The 17,628-nt window shown below is 61.6% G+C and carries 16 protein-coding genes and 4 tRNA genes; 8 read left to right on the forward strand and 12 right to left on the reverse strand.

The window, feature by feature from the left end; all coding sequences use genetic code 11:
• Positions 1-220 precede the first annotated feature (220 nt).
• Together EKK97_RS25895 and EKK97_RS25900 are read right to left on the reverse strand one after the other, a co-directional pair.
• Entirely contained in the window at positions 221-1,444 is a 1,224-nt protein-coding gene (locus EKK97_RS25895; protein ID WP_340162869.1) for a GGDEF domain-containing protein, read from the reverse strand.
• A gap of 17 nt (positions 1,445-1,461) precedes the next feature.
• Positions 1,462-2,220, reverse strand: coding sequence for a PDC sensor domain-containing protein (locus tag EKK97_RS25900; RefSeq protein ID WP_340162870.1), 759 nt, complete (start codon positions 2,218-2,220; stop codon positions 1,462-1,464).
• 279 nt (positions 2,221-2,499) lie between these two features.
• On the opposite strand from EKK97_RS25900, the gene EKK97_RS13735 reads away from it, so the two are divergent.
• Complete coding sequence (locus EKK97_RS13735) at positions 2,500-4,242, forward strand: diguanylate cyclase domain-containing protein (protein WP_159552663.1); 1,743 nt, start codon at positions 2,500-2,502, stop codon at positions 4,240-4,242.
• Between the two features lie 37 nt (positions 4,243-4,279).
• Here the strand turns inward: EKK97_RS13735 and EKK97_RS25485 are convergent, their stop codons facing one another.
• On the reverse strand, positions 4,280-6,865 hold the full coding sequence (locus EKK97_RS25485; RefSeq protein WP_277987312.1) for an amidase: 2,586 nt from the start codon (positions 6,863-6,865) through the stop codon (positions 4,280-4,282).
• Positions 6,866-7,063: 198 nt separating this feature from the next.
• On the opposite strand from EKK97_RS25485, the gene EKK97_RS13750 reads away from it, so the two are divergent.
• Entirely contained in the window at positions 7,064-7,306 is a 243-nt protein-coding gene (locus EKK97_RS13750) for a hypothetical protein (protein ID WP_159552667.1), read from the forward strand.
• Between the two features lie 71 nt (positions 7,307-7,377).
• On the opposite strand, the gene EKK97_RS13755 is transcribed toward EKK97_RS13750, so the two are convergent.
• Positions 7,378-7,453: transfer RNA gene (locus EKK97_RS13755), tRNA-Ala, on the reverse strand.
• 258 nt (positions 7,454-7,711) lie between these two features.
• Here EKK97_RS13755 and uvrY point away from each other — a divergent pair.
• From uvrY to EKK97_RS13785, 6 genes are all read left to right on the forward strand, one after another.
• Positions 7,712-8,359 (forward strand): UvrY/SirA/GacA family response regulator transcription factor, encoded by a 648-nt coding sequence (uvrY, locus tag EKK97_RS13760; protein ID WP_159552669.1) that lies wholly within the window; start codon positions 7,712-7,714, stop codon positions 8,357-8,359.
• A 49-nt stretch (positions 8,360-8,408) separates the two neighbouring features.
• Positions 8,409-10,223 carry an excinuclease ABC subunit UvrC gene (gene uvrC, locus EKK97_RS13765; protein WP_234286847.1) on the forward strand — a complete coding sequence of 605 codons (1,815 nt, stop codon included), beginning with the start codon at positions 8,409-8,411 and terminating at the stop codon, positions 10,221-10,223.
• Between the two features lie 68 nt (positions 10,224-10,291).
• On the forward strand, positions 10,292-10,840 hold the full coding sequence (pgsA, locus tag EKK97_RS13770; protein WP_159552673.1) for a CDP-diacylglycerol--glycerol-3-phosphate 3-phosphatidyltransferase: 549 nt from the start codon (positions 10,292-10,294) through the stop codon (positions 10,838-10,840).
• Between the two features lie 70 nt (positions 10,841-10,910).
• Positions 10,911-10,985: transfer RNA gene (locus EKK97_RS13775), tRNA-Gly, on the forward strand.
• 94 nt (positions 10,986-11,079) lie between these two features.
• Positions 11,080-11,153: transfer RNA gene (locus tag EKK97_RS13780), tRNA-Cys, on the forward strand.
• Between the two features lie 39 nt (positions 11,154-11,192).
• Positions 11,193-11,279 (forward strand) — tRNA-Leu (locus EKK97_RS13785).
• 39 nt (positions 11,280-11,318) lie between these two features.
• Here the strand turns inward: EKK97_RS13785 and EKK97_RS13790 are convergent.
• The 8 genes from EKK97_RS13790 to EKK97_RS13820 all read right to left on the reverse strand — a co-directional run bounded on the left by EKK97_RS13790 (position 11,319) and on the right by EKK97_RS13820 (position 17,508).
• Complete coding sequence (locus EKK97_RS13790; protein ID WP_159552675.1) at positions 11,319-12,128, reverse strand: tyrosine-type recombinase/integrase; 810 nt, start codon at positions 12,126-12,128, stop codon at positions 11,319-11,321.
• Between the two features lie 50 nt (positions 12,129-12,178).
• Complete coding sequence (locus tag EKK97_RS13795) at positions 12,179-12,502, reverse strand: helix-turn-helix domain-containing protein (RefSeq protein WP_159552677.1); 324 nt, start codon at positions 12,500-12,502, stop codon at positions 12,179-12,181.
• Between the two features lie 202 nt (positions 12,503-12,704).
• Positions 12,705-13,247, reverse strand: a complete 543-nt coding sequence (locus EKK97_RS13800) for a hypothetical protein (RefSeq protein WP_159552679.1) — start codon at positions 13,245-13,247, stop codon at positions 12,705-12,707.
• The gene (locus tag EKK97_RS13805) at positions 13,237-13,398 is read right to left on the reverse strand and encodes a hypothetical protein (protein ID WP_159552681.1); all 162 of its coding nucleotides are present in this window, start codon (positions 13,396-13,398) and stop codon (positions 13,237-13,239) included. The genes EKK97_RS13800 and EKK97_RS13805 overlap by 11 nt, the downstream gene beginning before the upstream one ends.
• Positions 13,395-14,285: a DNA-methyltransferase gene (locus EKK97_RS13810; protein WP_159552683.1), complete on the reverse strand. Its 891-nt coding sequence runs from the start codon at positions 14,283-14,285 to the stop codon at positions 13,395-13,397. Before EKK97_RS13810 ends, EKK97_RS13805 begins: the two co-directional genes overlap by 4 nt.
• Before the next feature lie 8 nt (positions 14,286-14,293).
• Entirely contained in the window at positions 14,294-15,682 is a 1,389-nt protein-coding gene (locus tag EKK97_RS13815; protein WP_159552685.1) for a helicase-related protein, read from the reverse strand.
• 24 nt (positions 15,683-15,706) lie between these two features.
• Positions 15,707-16,306, reverse strand: coding sequence for a DNA cytosine methyltransferase (locus tag EKK97_RS24825; RefSeq protein WP_236551228.1), 600 nt, complete (start codon positions 16,304-16,306; stop codon positions 15,707-15,709).
• Positions 16,261-17,508: a DNA cytosine methyltransferase gene (locus EKK97_RS13820; protein WP_236551229.1), complete on the reverse strand. Its 1,248-nt coding sequence runs from the start codon at positions 17,506-17,508 to the stop codon at positions 16,261-16,263. The genes EKK97_RS24825 and EKK97_RS13820 overlap by 46 nt, the downstream gene beginning before the upstream one ends.
• Positions 17,509-17,628: the final 120 nt, after the last annotated feature.

The following is a 17,628-nucleotide window of genomic DNA, read 5'->3' on the forward strand; positions in this document are numbered from 1 at the left end:
CATTGCCCTGGTCATTGTTTCGACTCCCCCTCCCCACCTCCCAGCTGCCAAGGCAGGCCGAGTGGCCCATGGTCAGCTGGCCTGTTAGGTTTCGAATCCGAGCGCCACGAAAGTTCTTTGCGAAAGTTCTTTGCAAAAGTCCTTTGTGAGACCCCTTTGTGAAACCCCCTTGCGAAAGTCGTCCCTTGCGTCAGCGCTGCGCGCAATGCCGCACCGCTCGCTACCACAGGCTGTCGATCAGGTCGTCGTCAACAGTGGTGATCACCACGGTATTGCGCCCATCAGCCTTGGCTTTATAGCTCGCCTCATCAGCGCGAGCCAATACAGTCTCGACCGATTCGTCGCCCTCTTGTAGCGCCGTAACGCCCATGCTTAGGGTGATATTGTATGTCTTGCCCTCATGGGTCACGGTGACTTCAGACACCGCACGGCGTAGGGATTCCGCAATTTCGCCTGCCTGCTTCAGCGTGCAGCTAGGCAGCAGGACGGCAAACTCATCCCCACCCTGGCGGGCCACGTGATCACTACGCCGCACTTCCCAGGCCACCACTTGGGCAACGCGCCGCAGCATCTCGTCACCCAGGGCATGCCCACCCTCGTCGTTGATCGGCTTGAAGTGGTCAAGATCGAACAGGATCAGTACCGAGGGTGTGCCGGTCTTGGAATATTCGGCCAACGCCTCCTCGAGACGCCGCTCGAAACCGCGCCGGTTGAGTAGCCCCGTCAACGGGTCGTGTTCCGCCTCCCAGCGCTGCAGCGCCTCTTGCTGGCGCCGCTCGGTGATGTCCTTGACCATGCCCACGAAGCCCAGCGGCTGTTCGTTCCCCAGCACTTGGCTGGCATGCACCTCGACCCACAGCGTAATGCCATCGTTGCGCAGGAAGCGCATCTGTCGCACGAAATCGTTACCGGTCGCCAAGGTATGGCGCCACATGTCCCGGGTTCCTTCCTGATCAGCCGGGTGGATACGCTGCCACCACTCCCTGGCGCTATTCCACGCGTCAAGCCCAAGCAGCTCAAGCAGAGCTGGATTCAGGTAATTCAACTGCCCCTTGAGATCGGCGACGAACATGCCGATGGGGGTCGAGCCCAGCACCGCATCGAGGAATGCCTGCCGGTCACGCATGTGCTCCAGCGCCGCCAGACGTTCGTGTTCCAGGTGGTTGAAGCTGCTGGCCACCTGGCGCAGCTCATGCATATTGGTGGAAAGCTCGAGATAACGCCGCTCACCCGCACTAACCTGAGCGATCTGGCGCTCGAGTCGATGCAGGGGGCGTAACAGCCGCCTGACCAGCCAACGCATGGTTATCAATAACAGAATGGCCAGCGCCAGCCAGGCCCACCACAGACGACTCAGGAAGTCTCCCAGAGGCTCCTGAGCCTGCGCCTGAGGGATGGCCACCTTGACGATCCAGTCAGCCGGCCAGATCTGGCGATAAGACACCAGGGCTGCCTGTCCTTTTACGACCGAGGCGACGGCCTCACCCTGCCAACCGTCGAGCGCCAACGCGAGTGTGTCGGCATCGCCAAAGGGACTGGCGTCAGACTGCGCCGGGCGACGACGCGGGTGAAACAGCGGCTCGCCCGTCGCGGTGAATACCGATACATATCCCCCCCTCCCAACCTTATGCCTTCCAACCGACGGAACAGACCACCACTGGTAAGGTTGATCATGCCTCCGACCATACCGGCGAAGCTCCCCTGATCGTCGAAACGCGGCACCAGCATGAGCACCAGGGAATCGCCGCTCGCCCTACCGACGAAGGGACGGCTCACATATGGCCACGGCGAGTGTCGTAGCCTACGGAAATACTCCGTCTCGGCAGTCTCGAGCCCCGCCCGCCCCGGCACGATGGGCCAGTCCGCAAGCACGCGGCCATCGGCATCGGTCAGCATCAACCCCTCGAACCACTCCAGCAGAGCCTGGCTGTTCTCGAGCCTGACATGCAACTGGTCCTCCTCCACCCCACGCAAGCCCTGTTCGAGTCGTTCCAATGCGCGCAGTCGCCGCTCCACCTGCTCGCTCAAGCCATCCGCGATCAACTGCGACTCATAGCGCAAGTGAGTCAAGTTAACCTCGTCGACCAATTCCTCCCCGAACTGCCAGGCCAGCATCAGGACAATGCCGACGATCATCAGCCAGGTCATGGCCAATCCGGCGAGAAGGCGGCCCTGCAACGAGCAGATCGAGCGGGCCAGGGACGCGATAGGTACCGTCACGAGCAGAACTTTCCCCTTGGTCGAGGTAAAAAACGGCCTGTCAGCTCCGGATTGATGAGATGTGCCGCCTTTCCTCTGACAGCCCCGCATACAAAGCGGATGAGCTAGCTTGATTATCGGCATTGCCGAAGCGAACTTGAGACTAGGTAACGCATCAAACCATGTTACCCAACTTGACACTTTCGCCCCTCAACGAAAGGAGCCTTACAGCTCAAGTCCTGGCCGGAAGGGACGATAATGTTTCCAACCGACCCGAATTCCATTTATGAAACGGCTCAAATGACCAAAGGCAATAGACTAACCGGCAAGCACGTCCCCGTCCTTGCCCAACATCCGGCTCGGCTCGTGCAGCGAGCCTTCGAGCAGAGCCAGATCGGCATGGCCATCACCGATGCCGAGGGGCGTATCGTGCTGGTCAACGACGCCTTCTGCCATATCGCCGGAAGCGACAGATCCGAAACGACGGGTTGGCCGATCGAGCACTTCTACGTTTCCCTGCGCACCCCCTGGCAACTGCCGATGACGGCCGATACCCCGCGGAACCTGGCGCACTCCTGGCAACAGGAAGTGCTCTGCCGCAGGGCGGATGGTGAGTCGGTACCGGTACTGATGACGGTCGACACCCTGCTCGACGAACATAAGAAGCCGCGTCACCTGGTGCATACCTTCGTGCTGCTTACCACTCCCAGCGGCGAGGTGCTCAAGGATCGTCATTGGATCCACCTTGATCCAATGACCGGCCTGCCCAACTGGCTACTGCTGAGGGATCGCCTGAATCACGCCCTGGCCCAGGCCGAGCGCTCCGATTCCACTCTTGCCCTGCTATTCATCGATATCGACCGCTTCAAGGCCGTCAACGATGCGGTGGGGCACATCGAAGGCGATCGCATGCTTGGCGAACTGGCTCAACGCCTTCAGCGCGTAGTGCGCAGCAAGGATACTCTAGCCAGGCTTGGCAGCGACCAGTTCGTGGTCCTGCTGGAAAAGGAAGGCGCCGCCGAAGCGGCGCAGGCGGTGGCGGAACGCCTGCACGAGGCACTGGAGCCTCCCTTCACCTCCGGGGATCGCTACCTGCTGATGACGGCGTCGATCGGTATCGCGCTGTATCCCACTGACGCTCAGGATGACGAGACGTTGCTGACGGCGGCACGCAGCGCCATGTACATCGCCCGCAAGAAAGGCCCCGGTCGCGTAGCTTTCGTCGACCACCGGCTGACGACACGACTCAAGGAAAAGCACCGCCTCGAGAGCCTGCTCAGCGAAGCCATCCATATGCCGGACCAGCACTTTGCACTACAGTACCGGCCGGAGCTGGATCGGCATGACAATCTTCGCTGCACCGGCCTGGAAGCCATACTTCGCTGGAAGCAGCCCAAGCGCTGGCAGCATTCACCTGCGCACTACCTCGAGATGATCGCCCGTCAGGGCCTTGGCGTACGCCTCAATCGTTGGATGATCCAGAAGGTCATTGCCGATCATCGCCAGTGGCTCACGGATGATTCCCCCTTGAGCCAACTGCCGATATCCATTCACCTGTGTGAATCTCATTTGTCTCACGACACGTTCGATCGCCGACCGCTGGACCATTTCCTGCGCCATCAGGACATGGACTCCTTCGAATGGCTGACGCTGAAAGTACCCGCACAGGGTCTTGGTAACGACCTAGACACGGCAACGCATATGCTCAAGCGGCTCGAGCAACTCGGTATCCGCCTCGCCGTAGAAGACTTCGGCAGCAGCCCCATCGACCTGAACTGGCTATCTCGCCTGCCTCTGCACAAGGCAAGCATCGACGTTCGCCCAATCGAGACCCATCATGGATTGCGCCAGATAGAGGCTTCATGCCGAATGTTAAACGCACTCGACATCGAACCCGTGCTCATAGGCATCCATGACGAGAACCTAGCAGATCGGCTGAAAACAGTTTCGGCTCACCTGGTACAAGGCAATCACTATTGTCCTCCCCTGGCTCCCGAGGCGCTGCAAACATGGCTTGACGGGCGTCAGCCGCCCAGCGCATGACGCCAGGCACCCTGTGCCGGACAGGACGGCACCAACCTCAACTCCGATACGGCTCCGGACTATCTGTGCAAGATCGGGCTCGGGCAAGATCGAGCTTCTCGGGAAAGGCCGGAGGAAATGCCGCCAGGTAGGCATGGCTAACGCGCAGTATCCTGGCATCGTCATGCTTGCCACCCGCCAATTGAAACCCCACGGGCAGGCCATCCGGCGTAAAGCCGCAGGGCACGGATGCGGCAGGCTGTTGGCTCAAGTTGAACGGGTAGGAAAAGGGCGCCCACTCCTCCCAGTCACGCATGCCACTACCTGGCGGCACGTCATGGTTCAAGGGAAAAGGGCGCACCGCCACCGCAGGCGTCATGACCAAGTGATAGCGCTGATTGAAGTGCTCGAGCTTCTCCGTCAGCCGCGCCCTGTCCTTTAGCGCATAGAACATGTCCAGCGCGCTCAACCTCTCGGCGCGCTTCGCGTCTGCCACCATACCGGAATCGAGCAGCCGACGCTGTCGCTCGTCATGCTCGCGATATACGGCAAGTGAGGCGGTGAACCAGAGCGTATTGAAGATGCGTATGGGAGACTCAAAGCCAGGATCTACTTCCTCGACCACAGCACCCAACGTTTCAAGGCGGCATGCGGCCTGGCGCACGCATTCGGCAACCGTCGGCTCCACCCGGGCATAACCCAGCGTGGGTGAAAAAGCGATGCGCATACCCTCCAAACCCAAGCCAAGCTCTTCTCCCCAGTCAGCCGGCTGGCCACGCAGCGCATAAGGGTCGCGATAGTCGTAGCGACCTATCACATTGAGCATGCGCACCGCATCGGATACGGTGCGCGTCAGCGGCCCCAGGTGAGAAAGCGACGCCTCTTTCGACCGCGGCCACTCTGGCACCCAGCCGAAAGTGGGCTTGAAGCCGAACACGCCACAGAACGATGCAGGGATGCGAATCGACCCGCCTGAGTCTCCTCCTTGGTGCAACACTCCCATGTTGAGCGCCGCCGCCACCGCGGCACCTCCTGACGAGCCGCCAGGCGTCAGCCGCGTATCCCACGGATTGGCGGTGGCACCGAATACGCGATTGTCGGTGATGGCCTTCCAGCCGAATTCCGGGGTATTGGTCTTGCCCAGAATCACAGCTCCAGCCTCACGCAACATGCGTGCCGGAGGAGAATCCCGTTCGCAGGGAGCTTCGGATACCGTCAACGAACCCTTCCGCGCTGGCAGCCCTACCGATTCGGTCAAATCCTTCAATGAAACGGGCACGCCATCAAGGTGACTCAACGGGCGGCCCTTGCGCCAGCGCCGGGTCGAAGCATCGGCAGCGGCTAGCGCCCCTTCCCTGTCGACCACAACGTAGGCATTGACGGTGTCGTTGAAACGATCGATACGCTCGAGCGCAGCACGGGCGGCTTCCAGCGGCGAGGCTTCGCCACGCTCGAAGAGTTCGCGTAGTTGCCCAGCATCCATGATGCCAAGATCGGTGTCGCTCACAAGAACCTCCGTTTTCCCAGTGAGTCCTCTACGATTGTGGGAAAAAGCCGCCCATGAGGGCAAATTGACGCAGTCCTCGAACGATTCGACCTTGTCACGCAACCCACCCCTTGGCAGGCAGCGATCATGAACCTTGCCGACGAGTTCACGCCCTAGGTCGTAGCGCTGAGCGATCACCTGCCCCTGCGCACCAACCAGTTGCCTACCGCCAGACCAGCAGCGGCGGCCGTTACTGCCAGCATGCCTTGGTGCAGCCGTGGCGAACGATAACGGCCATCGATGCGCCGCTCTCCCTCGGGTGGCGCGAACAGATTGCCCGATGACCTCGATTGTGGCCGAGCCCGACGTAGCGAGAGATCTACCAGGCTGCCGTTGAGCAGGCTGTAGCCGGAATGCACTGCACCAACGGCGACAACAAGGCGGGTAGACCGACATAAACGCTGTGCCGTGGCTGTCGGGCAAGTCTCGCGATCGCCCTGGCCGTACGACGCGGATCGTAGACTGGAGGCACCGGTTTGACATTGCGACCGGTGAAATTTCCCCATCGCGAAACCCTGGCGTATCCATGACCGAAGGATAGACATTGCAGATGTGGATCCTTGGCCAGCGTCGCAGCTCGCCACGCAAGCTTTCGGCGAAGGCGCGCATGCCAAACTTGGCCGCACTGTAGGATGCGGCATAAGGCTGTGGTGCCCAGCCGCCCAGCGACACATTGTTGATGAGAATGCCGTGCCCTTGACGCTTGAAGTAAGGAATCACCGCATGGGCCCCGCGCATGCCGCCCAATAGATCGGTCTGGACCACCTGTTCGTGCGCCTCGAAGGGAATCTCCTCGAACACACCCAATGCTCCAATCCCTGCGTTGTTGACCCAGACATCGATGCGACCCGCTGTCTCGAACGCATTCCTTGCCAGTCGCTCCATTTCGCCGAATTGGCTGACATCGGCAACCAAGATCCTGGCCTGCCCTCCCAAGCGGTGACACGCTTCCGCCACATCATGCAGCGCCTGCCGATCCCTCGCCGCGAGGAACAGCGCCACGCCACGCCGAGCAAACTCATAAGCAGTGGCTCGGCCGATGCCACTCGATGCCCCCGTCAACACCACAACCTCGCCACTCAGCTCAGGCATATTCATCCCGCTTCTCCTCCTTGAAGACCTCTTTCCGTTGCCAGTGCCCGCCGGCTCCGCCCTACTCGCCAGCATGCTCAACATGCTCCCAACGTAGTCGACGGGGGCATGCAGAGCCCGCCGAAGCGTCATCGGCTTTGTATCGAAGCGTTGCCAGGAACTACGCTAAGTAAAGAAGACTTAACCAATGACAAGGCAAAAGCCATGAACAAGGCATTGGCGGCTGCCGTCTGCCTGGCCGGCATCGGTGCCGGTGTCCATCTGCTCAACACTGCAAGGGATCAGGCGGTCACGGTCGATCCGGAGGATCTCACACCGGACCAACAGCGCTACTGCGAGAAGGTCGAGCAGTGGTACAGGGAGGAAATGCTCGATGTCGCGCCGAAGTGGCGTCTCGGCCACCCTGACGAACAGGGCACCTATGCACAATGGTGTGCGGAAAGGTAGCACCTCGCGGCGAAGATAAAGAAAAAGCCGCTTGGCACGATGCGCCAAGCGGCTGATTCGTATAGGCTTGTTGGTGGAGCCTAGCGGGATCGAACCGCTGACCTCAACACTGCCAGTGTTGCGCTCTCCCAGCTGAGCTAAGGCCCCACATATTCTCGCCCGGCGAGAACGAGGCGTACTTTACCTACTGCGGCGGGGCCCGTCAAGAGCAAGTCGCGGAACTTTGCCTTCGTTGATAAAGAAGGAGAAATCGGGACACCCATTCAATTTCCCTCGCCTCACGAGTATGGCAAGCTTGCCCTGAACAGCTTGGGTTCTCGGTATCGCATCGCGGAACTCGCTTCAAGCTCCGCAGCGGCTCTGCTCGTTGCCGCAAGCTATCCGTAATGACGAGGAATGTCAGCCTTGATCAAGGTGCTCATTGTCGACGATCATCATCTGGTTCGCACCAGTATTGCTCACCTGCTCGAGAATGAAGAGGACATCGACGTAGTGGGCGAGGCTGCCAGCGGAGAGGAAGCCATCACTCTGTGCCGCAAGCTCAAACCGGACGTCATCCTGATGGACCTGCGCATGCCAGGCATCGGCGGTCTCGAGGCCACCCACAAGATCATGCGCAACAATACCGATGTTCGCATCCTGGCGCTGACAGGTTTCATGGAAGACAATTTCGCCCAGCGCATGCTCGAAGCCGGTGCCGGCGGATTCATCAGCAAGGACACTCCCGTACCCGACATGGTCGAGGCCATTCGCAGCGTCTTCGCCGGGCATCGCTACATCAGCCCCGACATCGCCCAGCGCCTGGTGCTGTCCCGCTTCGATTCGGAAGAGAACCCATTCGACAAGCTCTCGCAGCGCGAACTACAGGTGGCCATGATGATCGTCAACTGCCAGCGGGTCTCGGAGATTTCCGACCGGCTGTTTCTCAGCCCCAAGACCGTCAATACCTACCGCTACCGGATCTTCGAGAAACTCGGCATCGAGACTGACGTGGAGCTGACACACCTGGGCCTGAAACATGGCCTGGTCGACGGGTTCGACGCCACCAACTGAACGCGCGCTTCTGGTAAGCTATGCCACCATGCCAGACAGCCACAGCACCATGACTTTCGATTCGCGGCAGTTCCTTGCCAATCTCACGCAGGCGCCGGGCATATATCGAATGCTCGACGAGCGCGGCGACACGCTCTACGTTGGCAAGGCCAAGCGGCTGAAAGCCCGCCTGGCCAGTTATTTCCGCGGGGCGCTCAATGCCAAGACCCAGGCCATGGTGGCACGCATCGCGGATGTCCAGGTCACGGTGACGCGCAGCGAGATCGAGGCCCTGCTGCTCGAGCAGACCCTGATCAAGGAGCTGCGCCCGCCTTACAACATCCTGTTGCGCGACGACAAGTCGTATCCTTTCGTTTTCGTCACCGACCACCACCCCTACCCCGCCCTCGAGTACAAGCGGGCCCGCCGGCGCCACGACGACGGACGCTATCTTGGCCCCTACCCCAGCAGCGGTGCGGTACGCGAAAGCCTGTCGTTGATGCAGAAGATCTTTCGAATCCGCAACTGCGAGGACAGCGTCTTCGCCCACCGTACGCGCCCGTGCCTGCAGTATCAGATCCAACGCTGCAGCGCTCCCTGCGTCGGATATATCAGCGAAGCGGACTACCGGCGCGACCTGGAGCATGCCGTGATGTGCCTGGAGGGGCGCAGCGAGCAGGTAACCGAGGAGCTGACCGAGGCCATGGAAGCCGCCAGCCGCAACCTGGCCTTCGAGGACGCGGCCCGGCTACGCGACCAGATCCAGCACCTGCGCCAACTGCAGCATCGCCAGTTCGTCGACACCGAAGGCGGCGACGCCGATGCCTTTGCGCTGGCCGAACGCGAAGGGGTGCTCACCATCTCGGTGCTGGCGGTACGCCAGGGAAGGCTGCTGGGTGCACGCCACCATTCGCCGGACAACGGCCTGGGGCTGGACGCGGCCGAACTGCTGGGCGAGTTCGTCAGCCAATTCTATCTTGGCCAGGGTCGTGAAATTCCGCGCGAAGTGATCACCAGTCTGCCGATTCCCGACGACGACATTCTGGAAAGCGCCCTGAGCAGCCGGGCCGAGCGGCGCGTTCGCGTGACCCACAAGGTACGCGGCCACCGTAGCCAGTGGCTCGAACTGGCCCGGACCAATGCCGAGCAGCAATTGGCCAGCCGTTTGGCCAGCCAGAACGAACTCGATCGACGCTTCGACGCGCTGCAAGAGGCCCTGGTATTGGATACACCGGCCGAACGCCTGGAATGCTTCGACATCAGCCACAGTCACGGTGAGGCGACCGTTGCCTCGTGTGTGGTCTTCGATCGCAATGGACCGCGAAAATCGGATTACCGACGCTTCAACATCGAAGGAGTGACCGCAGGCGACGACTATGCCGCCATGCGCCAGGCCCTCACTCGCCGATTCCGACGCCTCGCCGAGGGCGAAGGCGTCGCACCGGATATCCTGCTGTTGGATGGCGGCAAGGGGCAGCTCAACCTGGCGCGCGAGGTACTCGGTGAGCTGGGCCTTGCCCATGTTCGGCTGCTTGGCGTGGCCAAGGGCACTACTCGCAAGGCCGGCCTCGAGACGCTGTTCATCGAAACCATCGATCGCACGCTCGACCTGCCGGCGGCTTCGCCGGCCCTGCACCTGATCCAGCACGTCCGTGACGAAGCACACCGCTTCGCCATCACAGGGCATCGCAACCGACGCGACAAAGCTCGCCGCAGTTCGGCACTCGAAGACATTGCTGGGATCGGCCCCAAGCGTCGCAGGGAACTGCTGCGCTTCTTCGGCGGACTGCAGGGCGTCAAGCAGGCCAGCAGGGAGGAGCTCGCCCGGGTGCCCGGGATCAGCGCTGCCCTGGCAGAGACGATTCATCGCTCCCTGCATGGATGATGACGCCCGGTACAGATAGAATGGGGCCCCACTTCGGCTGTCCAGACCTAGGCGAGGAAATCCCGTCAATGAACATCCCCAACATCCTGACGCTGGCAAGAATCGCCTTCATCCCGCTGCTGGTGGTGTTCTTCTATCTCCCCCATTCCTGGAGCATGCCCGTCGCCGCAGGCCTGTTCGCCCTGGCCTCGGTCACCGACTGGCTTGATGGCTATCTGGCTCGGCGCTGGGATCAGTCCACGCCCTTCGGTGCCTTTCTCGACCCGGTGGCCGACAAGCTGATGGTTGCCGTGGCACTGGCCCTGCTCATCGAACGCTACGATACGCTCTGGCTCACCCTGCCGGCGCTGGTGATCATCGGACGCGAGATCGTGATCTCGGCGCTGAGAGAGTGGATGGCCGAAATGGGCAAGCGGGGCAGCGTGGCGGTTTCGTGGCTGGGCAAGGTCAAGACCACCTTGCAGATGGTTGCCTTGCTGCTGCTGCTGGCCTTTGCCCCGGGAACTGCGCTTGCCCACCTCGGGGTGGTCACGCTGCATGTCGCCGCGATCATGACGCTGTGGTCGATGGCCATGTACCTGCGCGCCGCCTGGCCCCACCTGTCGCGCTCGATGTGATCGAGGCCACTCAACGCCATCAAGTGATTGACATCAGCGAGCTTATCCGTATAATTCGCACTCGAGTCAAGCGGGAATAGCTCAGTGGTAGAGCATCGCCTTGCCAAGGCGAGGGTCGGGAGTTCGAATCTCCTTTCCCGCTCCAACTCTCTTGTGGATACCCCATGGGAGAGGCGGCATCGAGAAGATCATGAGTCTCTGCTCCGATCGATCTCTTTCCGCTCCATGCGACTCTTCGAGGCTGGATGGCAGAGTGGTTATGCAGCGGACTGCAACTCCGTGTACGCCGGTTCGATTCCGACTCCAGCCTCCATTTCCCGTTTCCTTTCAGCTGACTGCTCGAAACCGTGCCGCCCGGATGGCGAAATTGGTAGACGCAAGAGACTTAAAATCTCTCGGTGGTAACACCGTGCCGGTTCGAGCCCGGCTCCGGGCACCAATCCTTTCAAGCCCTTACGTCATCCAATCTCTTGTTGACCTAGTGCGTGGTCGCATTTTGGTCGCAGAACCTCGGCAGCCTCCCTGCGACCTGGTCCAGTCTCGAATCGAACATGTGAGCGTATCGGCTCGTCACCACCAGACTGCTGTGACCCAATAGCGCCTGCACCGTCGTCATCACCTCGCCGGCTTCTGCCAGCAGTGATGCATACGTGTGTCGCAGATCGTGGAACCGCAAATCAGGCCGACCTACTGCCGCCCTCGCCTTCTCGAACGCCGACCGTAGCCGTTGTTCGCTGGTGTCGAAAGGCAGTTGCTCCACCAGGGCATGGCCATCTTCCGGCAACGGGATCACCCTCGCCTTCCCGCTCTTGGTTTGCCCTGGTCGCAACACGATGCGCCCGGCCTGGAGGTTCGATCGCTCGAGACTGAGCAGCTCGCCCTTCCGCAGCCCGGTGAGGCAGGCCAGAAGAATCACCTTTCGCTCGACCTCCTTGCCTTCCGGTACCGCGGTGACCAGCGCCCGGATCTCGTCCGCCGTGAGGTAGACGTGCCGCTCGTTCTTCGGCGCCGGCTTCGAGAGCTTCGCGCCCAGCGGCTGGTCGATCCAATCCCACTCCTTGAACGCCAGACCCAAGACCCGCTTCACCACCTGCACGCGGTTGTTGATCGTGCTCTGGCTGAGCCGAGCCTTGCGCATCTCCTTCACCATTCGCCGAGCGCCGTCGAGCGTCTCTTGTCCCAGCAAGACACCCGGCGCGTGCACATCGAACCACCGCGCCACCCAGTTGATGCTGGGCGCCTGGCTCTCCGTGTCGTATTCCTCGACCCAGCGCAACAGCCCTTCCATGAACGTCTTGCGCCGAGCCCTGCCCATCACGCCATTGAAGCGCGCCTCGTTCAGCTCAGCGCGTCGCTTCGTGGCGTACTCTTCTGCATCTTCTTCTGTTGTAAACGTGCATTGATGTCGGCCGCACTCACCCGTTTCGGTGACAACCCACCGATCCCGGGCGGCACGGTACCTGACCGTGACTCCCATTGTGTCTCTCCCCTATCCCTGGGGCTGCGCTTGCACCGCTCAATGTATGCTTCCACGGCGTCACGCTCAAATCTCACGTTGCCGCCGAGCTCGACATAGCCGATCTCGTCCTTGAGGGCATAAGCCTTGCGCTGGCTGACCTGCAGCAGCTCGGCGACCTCGCCGGGCGTCATGAGTGGTTGCATGGCAATCTCCCAGGCAAAAGAAAAGCCGCACTAGGCGGCGTGTTCTGTGGTGTGGCGGCTCAGGGCAGCCAGGCATAGCAGCCCAGGTCGGGCCGCCATCGGACATCCTCGCCGCGGCGGCGAAGCTTTCTCGCACGCATGGTGCTGATTGGCCTCCAGCCTTGGCGAATGGCCGGAACGGTCGAGGCCTGTCGGTGGCGGTTCAAGGTGAGCATGGCGGCTGGTCCTCGGCTTGGCGGCGGAGTTCGGCGACTTCCTTCTCAAGCTCGGCGATTCGCTTTGAGCACACCGGCAATTTCTGCGTGACGAGGCGGTCGAGCGCCCTTCGGAACTGCTCGACGTAATCCTCCCGGCTCTTGGCGCCCCAACTGTTCACGAGGCAATCGTCCTCCGGTTCGTCGTCTGGATAGTCGTCATCAGGCTCGCCAGGCACCATGAGGAACTCTTGCTCCGCGGCATGTAGGTAGTCGGCGAAACGACGAGCGTTCTCGATGTTCGTGACGACAACGCTGGTCCTGCGGCGGTTTTCGTTGCGCGGCGGGAAACCAATGGCGTCGGCAACCGCCTCCACATGCGCCTCCAGGGCTTCGATCTTCTCTTGTTGGGCGAGCCAGGCCCGCCAAGCAGCATTTACGTGGACGTAGGCATAGCGACCTTCCTGATCTATCTCCAGTATGGCCTCGGCGACACCCTTATCGCCTTTGGCGATGACCTGGTTTACCCACTGCTTGAATTCAGGCGACATTCCCCACCTCCTCGCTCTGCTGTTTCTCGTCTTCCCGCCACGGCTCCTTCGCCTTGATCACATCGCCACACACGGTGCAGCGATGCTCGCAGGTATAGGTTCCTGGCCACTTATCGGCACAGGTCGGGCAGTAGTAGTCGCACGTGGTCATGAAGCAGCTCCCGAAAACATGTCCATGGGTTCCTGCTCAGCATCACGCAGGTTCCGAACAGCCAGCTGCCAATAGCTCTCCTTGAGCTCAACGGCGACGGCCTTGCGACCCATCTTGATTGCGCTTACCGGCTCGCTACCGATGCCGCCAAAGGGGCTCAGCACCGTGTCTCCGGGGTTGGTCCAGAGATCGATCGCTCGCTCGATCACATCGAGCTGCAGCGGGCAGATGTGGCGCTCGTCGTCCGGGTCGCGTCCGTCGCGAAATGCCAGCGTCCGGCTGGGGTTGATATCCATCCATACCGGCGAGGCGTAGCGCTGCCACCGCTCCACCGGGAAGGTTTCGTTGGTGTGCGTAACAGGCTCGGTGTTCTCGCCAGGCTTGCGCATCGTCACCAGATAGTCGGGGATGCCCTGCCGGCTCATGGCGCTGTCTTTCTTGATCTGCTTGTGCAGCAGCCCCAAGGCCTTGGTTCTCTGCATGGCGGTCACCGGGTCTTTCCAGATGCAGACCTCGGAGTGGAAGATCCAGCCCTCAGCGATGAAGGCCTTGATCAGCTCGCCGCGGAAGTCCTTGAGGCCGATGTAGCCGTCTCTCACCTTGCTCGCCGGCAGGTTCATGCAGTGGAAGGACAGCAGGCGGCCCGGCTTGGTGACGCGCATCAGCTCGCGAACCAGGAAGCGGAACTGCTCGCTGAATTCCTCGTCGCTCTGCACGTTACCCATGTCGAAGTCGCTGTTGGAGTAGGTGTAGAGCGAGGCGAATGGCGGTGAGAAGATGGTGTAGTCGATGCTGTCATTCGGCATGTTACCGATGACGTGCACGCAGTCGCCGTGATACATGGCCCAATCCTGGCCGAACTCCTGATTCAGCACCTTGTTCTTCATGTCGTCTCCTATGCCACCCAGGCGGGCAGCACCATGTCTTGTGTCGGGTTGTACTCGGCCTTCTCGACGCCAGCCGACTGCACCTCTCGCTGCATCATGCCGACCATGTGCTCGACCATGCTGGCCTGCATGGCTTCCATCTGGCGCTCTTTGCTCTCGACGTTGGCCTTGATCGCGCCCAGGCTCTCAGCGCTGACGATATGGCTATGCACCTCACGGGCCTGGCCGAACCGCCAGCAGCGCCGCACGGCCTGGTACATCTGCTCGAATGAGTCATCCAGGCCAACGAATGCCATGCGGGCGCAGTGCTGCAGGTTCAGGCCCATGCCGGCAATTGATGGCTTGGTGATCAGCACTCGGACGGTGCCATCGAGGAACCCGTTGATAGCATCTTCCTTACGCAGCAGATGGTCGCTGCCGCGAATCTCGACGCTCTCGGGTATCGACTTGCGCAGCAGGTCGGCCTCATCGTTGGTGTGGCACCAGATCAACCAGGACTCCCCCGGCTCTTGAGCCACGATCTCGGCAACCTTTGCCACTCGCTGTTCCAGCGTCTCTTTCTTCGCCTGTCGGCGCTCCGTGAGGCTCTGCGCAATGCTGGTGAACATGTCGTCGCCGTACTGGCTGGCGACTAGGTGCTCGTGCATGTGCAGCGCCGGCAAAATGTAGCCGGTATCGTCGAATCCGAGATCTGATGGCAGGCGAATCGTCACCGCCCAAGATGCGAGCCACTGCCAGAACTTCTTGCGACCATGCCCCTTGAGCCGCCATTTCGATGTGTCGCCGCCGTCATGGGTGAAGAACATGGCAAGCATCTCGTCCATGCCCATGATTCCCAGGAACTCGCTCTGGTTGCCCAGCTCCATGTAGTCGTTGGGAGAAGGCGTGGCGGTGCAGCTCAGGCGGTAGGGGCAGCGCTTCCAGTCATTGATGATGCGGGTTCGCGTCTTGCCGTCCCGGTTCTTCAGGATGCTCGACTCGTCCAGCACGACGCCGGCGAACGCCTCGGGCTCGAATTCATCCAGCATCTCGTAGTTGGTGACGTAGACGCCTTGTGGGTCGGCCGGCATCTCCCTGACGTACTCGACATGGACGCCGAACTTCTTGGCCTCCTGCTGAGTCTGTCGGGCAACGCACAGCGGCGCGGCAATCAGCACCGCCCCGCCAGCATGCTCAGCCACATGGCCGGCCCATGTGGTTTGCATCGCGGTCTTGCCCAGACCGGTGTTGGCGAAGGTAGCCGCGCGACCGCGACGCAGTGCCCACTTCACGATGTGGCGCTGGAAGTCCTTTAGCGGCATTCCGCCGAAGCCAACATCAGCTTCGTGAATATCGAAACCGGACGGCTCGTCCAGCTTTGTCTTGCGCTTTACGAACTCGAGGTATTCGACGTTCATGCGAGCCTCCAAAGAAAAGCCGCCTCAGCGGGCGGCGGGTTGATCGGGTCGGTTGAGGGATAGGCCGGCGGCGGCCTGGCGCACCCAGATCGGCGTTGAGCCAAGGGCGAAGGTTTCGCCAGACCAGGCCAGCAACAGGGTGGTACCCATAACGCCGGCAATCGCCTCGGCAGCTGGCGGCGGCACGGCATTGCCGATGCGCTCGCGCCAATCGCTGTCGTTAAGGCCGTCGAGTTCGAGTAGCTCGCCGGGATCAACAAGGCCCTGCAGGGCGGCCAGTTCCAGGGTGGTAAAGGGGCGGTGCCAGGTGCCGTCCAGTGCACGGATCACAGCAACGAGCTTGTCGGTTGCCGCTGGCAGTCGTGGGTCGGCCACTGACCAGAAGCCGTTGTCCTGGCGGGCCGAGGCCGAGACAGCACCACAGCTCGAGGACCAGGGCACCACGCCGTAGTGTCCGCCAGTCAGGTAGTGATCGCCCTTGCTGCGAACCATGCCCGGGCGCGGGTCGGCCACAGCGAATGGCCCCTGTCCGGTGGTGCTGCCCGAGATGACCGTTCCTGCCGCCTGGTCGAATGGCGTCACGCGGTACTTGCCGGCAAAGGTGCTGCCACGAGGGTCGGCCACGGCCAAGCCGCCAGCGGTGGGCCCGGTTCCGGCGGTAATCGCGGGCTATGCTCCGACCAGGGCGCGACACGAAAGACGTTGTTGTGTCGCACGCCTGTGGGTCGCGGATCCGCCACGCTGAACTGGCCTTGTCCTGGCGACTGCTGGCCAGTCACCGCGCCCGTAGTGTCACTCCAGCGACGCACGCCGTAGGCCTGGCCATGGTTCCAGTGGGCTGACTGATCGAAGCGAGGGTCGGCAACACTGAAAGCTCCGTTGGTCGGGCCGCTGCGCCCGGCCACTGCGCCCATACTCTCTTCCCAGGCATTCACGCCCATGAAGCCAGAGTGGTATTCCGGCACGATGAGGTAATCGCGCAGATGGCCGTCCTGTACCGCCAGCTTGTTGAGCGATCGCCAGTCGCTGCCGGCCTCCACGAAAGCGAGCCTGACCCACGTTTTCCACTGCAAGCGCGGCACCCGGTGCATCGGCCCAGCGAGCTCGTCACCCGGCAACGGCATATCGCCAAGAATCTCGCCCACGGCGCGCAATGGGCGCTTCACCGGCTCGTAGAGGAACGGAGGCACCTTTTCGGCATGACGGGCCACCAGCAGGAAGCGCTTGCGGCTTTGTGCCAAGTTGCCCAGCTCCCCACAGTCGTGCGTGGTCTCGGCGACGTGATAGCCGTAGTGCTCGAGCATGGCCACGATCTTGTCGAGCAGCGGCCGGCCACGGTTGGCGATGCGCGGCACGTTCTCGAAGACGAACAACTCGGGCGGATCGTCGGCGAAGGCCTCGAGGGCCAGCCACATCCCGCGCAGGGTAAGGCGGTTCAGTGCCTGATACTTGGGCGTGGTGCTACGGCTCTGACTCAGCAGTCCGGAGAAGCCTTTACACGGCGCTGACAGGAAGATTATGTGAGGGCGCTCATTGCCGGCTGCCGCCTGGATGTCTGCCGGCGTCGCCTCACGCCAGCCGACGGGTGGCTCTGTGCCATGGAAAGCCCGATATTGGTCACGATCGAACATGTCGAGCACAGTACCGGGCGTGCCGGTCAGCCGGCCGAAGTCGGCGATGGCGGCCGGATCCACGTCCACGCCGCCTATGCAGCGGAATCGCGCTTCCATACTGCCAACGCGGGCGTGGCCACGGTTGAAGCCCTTGGCGCCGGCACCCAGGCCGCAGAAGAGGTGGAAGTGTCTAACTTCTCGTGTTTCTATCATAATGTCTCCTTAAAGGCGGCATGAGGGTGGCAGGTGAGAAAACAGGAAATGAGCGGAGATATTGTTTGCTTTTACCCTGAACATTCTTCATTCGCGCAGGATGGATTACTTAAGCAAAAT

Origin of the sequence: Billgrantia tianxiuensis (assembly GCF_009834345.1) — a bacterium.
Classification (GTDB): domain Bacteria; phylum Pseudomonadota; class Gammaproteobacteria; order Pseudomonadales; family Halomonadaceae; genus Halomonas; species Halomonas tianxiuensis.

Coding starts and splice junctions, on each gene's coding strand:
- EKK97_RS13820 (WP_236551229.1), bottom strand. CDS start 17,508: ATGATAGAAACACGAGAAGTTAGACACTTCCACCTCTTCTGCGGCCTG.
- EKK97_RS13790 (WP_159552675.1), bottom strand. CDS start 12,128: ATGGAAGGGCTGTTGCGCTGGGTCGAGGAATACGACACGGAGAGCCAG.
- EKK97_RS13735 (WP_159552663.1), top strand. CDS start 2,500: ATGACCAAAGGCAATAGACTAACCGGCAAGCACGTCCCCGTCCTTGCC.
- EKK97_RS13795 (WP_159552677.1), bottom strand. CDS start 12,502: ATGCAACCACTCATGACGCCCGGCGAGGTCGCCGAGCTGCTGCAGGTC.
- EKK97_RS13805 (WP_159552681.1), bottom strand. CDS start 13,398: ATGACCACGTGCGACTACTACTGCCCGACCTGTGCCGATAAGTGGCCA.
- EKK97_RS13810 (WP_159552683.1), bottom strand. CDS start 14,285: ATGAAGAACAAGGTGCTGAATCAGGAGTTCGGCCAGGATTGGGCCATG.
- EKK97_RS13815 (WP_159552685.1), bottom strand. CDS start 15,682: ATGAACGTCGAATACCTCGAGTTCGTAAAGCGCAAGACAAAGCTGGAC.
- EKK97_RS13800 (WP_159552679.1), bottom strand. CDS start 13,247: ATGTCGCCTGAATTCAAGCAGTGGGTAAACCAGGTCATCGCCAAAGGC.
- uvrC (WP_234286847.1), top strand. CDS start 8,409: ATGACTTTCGATTCGCGGCAGTTCCTTGCCAATCTCACGCAGGCGCCG.
- pgsA (WP_159552673.1), top strand. CDS start 10,292: ATGAACATCCCCAACATCCTGACGCTGGCAAGAATCGCCTTCATCCCG.
- EKK97_RS25485 (WP_277987312.1), bottom strand. CDS start 6,865: ATGAATATGCCTGAGCTGAGTGGCGAGGTTGTGGTGTTGACGGGGGCA.
- EKK97_RS13750 (WP_159552667.1), top strand. CDS start 7,064: ATGAACAAGGCATTGGCGGCTGCCGTCTGCCTGGCCGGCATCGGTGCC.